At 44.7% G+C, this 1,779-nt stretch carries 2 protein-coding genes; one reads left to right on the top strand and one right to left on the bottom strand.

The genetic code is table 11. From position 1 onward, the window contains the following. The first annotated feature begins 280 nt into the window (after window positions 1–280). A complete protein-coding gene (locus QUA03_RS28815; protein ID WP_333217137.1) occupies window positions 281–634 on the top strand; it encodes a hypothetical protein in 354 nt (117 codons plus the stop codon). A 110-nt stretch (window positions 635–744) separates the two neighbouring features. On the opposite strand, the gene QUA03_RS28810 is transcribed toward QUA03_RS28815, so the two are convergent. Continuing rightward, complete coding sequence (locus QUA03_RS28810; protein WP_333217135.1) at window positions 745–1,665, bottom strand: fructosamine kinase family protein; 921 nt, start codon at window positions 1,663–1,665, stop codon at window positions 745–747. Between the last annotated feature and the right edge of the window lie 114 nt (window positions 1,666–1,779).

Here is a 1,779-nt window from a genome sequence, read left to right as displayed (position 1 = left end):
CGAATATTTGCCCAAATGGAATTATCGAGCCGTACCCCAACCTGAGTAATTCATTAAGTTATTTATTTTTAATTCCTTAAATATTAAACCGGGAAACTCCCGATTTTATGCCAATATTTATTGTACAAAAGCTCATCAGCTTGGAGACTTTAATTTAGCGGCGTACTGGAAACGAAAATATCGAGGTAGAGGTCCAAAAGAACCTTGGTATATTCTGACCAGTTTGAAAAGTTTACCTCGGACTCTTTCCGTTTATGCCGCTCGATGGGGCATCGAAACAATGTTTCGAGATTTAAAAACCGGAGGCTATAATCTGGAAAATACAAAAGTCAACCAGCGGCGGTTAATGGCGCTCGTTTTAGTCATTTCTATCGCTTATACTCTAGCCACTTTACAAGGTGCTTCTTTACAGCATCGAACTGTTGCTGAGTATATTTGTCGTCCCACTGAAACCGGACGTTCAACCGAACGCTATAGCACTTTTTGGATGGGATTGCACGCTCCCGATTGGGGTCAATCTTTCCAGAATTGGTCGGATTTAGCCGCCGTACTGATGAATCTCAAACCCCACAAACGACTCATCAATTTTCAACAAGGGCTTCATGCTTTATCCTTGCTCCAGAGTGCTTTGTAGCCTTGTTGTGACCCCTTGAGGTATTTGTTGCACGATCTGTTCGATTGCCCTATCCCCTAAGCCTTGCTATATAAACCTTATAAACCTTTTAGCTCATTATTCAGCAAGCCCTAACTACCAAAAATTCGATTAATCATTTGATTGGCCTGGGACTCGTAACTCCCACCAAACAAATTAAAATGATTTAAAATGTGATACAGATTATAAAGAGTTTTGCGTTCTTCATACCCTGAATCCAAAGGCCAAACCTGATTGTATCCCCGGTAAAACTGCGCCGGAAATCCACCAAATAGCTCAGTCATCGCAAGATCAACTTCTCTATCTCCAAAATATGCCGCCGGGTCAAAAATCACTGGTTCCCCCGCAGATGTCACCCCCGCATTTCCCCCCCACAAATCCCCGTGAACTAGGGAAGGTTGAGGTTCGTAACCTGCTAACAACTCAGGAATTACCTTTAATAAACGTTCCCCTTGGGGAAAATGACCACCCCGACGCCTAGCCAATTTAAACTGATAACCAATCCGCTGTTCTGCCCAAAATTCTGCCCAATTGGCCGTCCAATTATTAATTTGTATAGTTGAGCCGATCGTATTATTAATATCCCACCCAAAACCACCCCTGAACAAGCCCGAATTAGGCTCTTCTCCCCCCCTTAGCAAGGGGGAGTTGGGGGATGTGTATTTGTGCATTTCCGCGAGTTTTCGCCCCATTTCTTCCCAACTTTGATCGCCCCCGCGACTTCCCAAATCCAGCCATTCCACCACAATATAAGCTGAATTCCCCTCAGTTCCCCAGCAAATCGGCTCAGGTACTCGAATCGTCTGGGTTTTCCCCATTTGCTGCAACCCCAGCGCTTCAGCTTCAAACATCGAGACTTGGGAAGCTTGATTGATTTTCACGAAGTAAGTGCCGGAACTGCTGCTGATATAATAGCCTTGATTGATGCAGCCACCGCTTACGGAACGGCGATTGTCGATCAAAAATGTTTCTCCGGTTGTTTCACAGATGTGCGCGGCAATTGTGTCCCACATAGCATCAAATAGTTTTGAGGGTTGAGGGCGATCGAAATTAGCCCTCTTTTGTCACTCTCGTGGTAGTATAAGCAGTAACACACCCCAAAAGCATTGCCAGTCCTATGGTAGAGC

The organism is Microcoleus sp. S36b_A4, from assembly GCF_036700645.1.
Lineage (GTDB): Bacteria > Cyanobacteriota > Cyanobacteriia > Cyanobacteriales > Microcoleaceae > Microcoleus.
The sequence above is the reverse complement of the archived record's forward strand: the minus strand, read 5'-3'. Positions and strand labels throughout refer to the sequence as shown.

Excerpts from the sequence above, each read along its gene's own strand:
- QUA03_RS28810 (WP_333217135.1), bottom strand. The coding sequence starts at position 1,665 with ATGTGGGACACAATTGCCGCGCACATCTGTGAAACAACCGGAGAAACA.
- QUA03_RS28815 (WP_333217137.1), top strand. The coding sequence starts at position 281 with ATGTTTCGAGATTTAAAAACCGGAGGCTATAATCTGGAAAATACAAAA.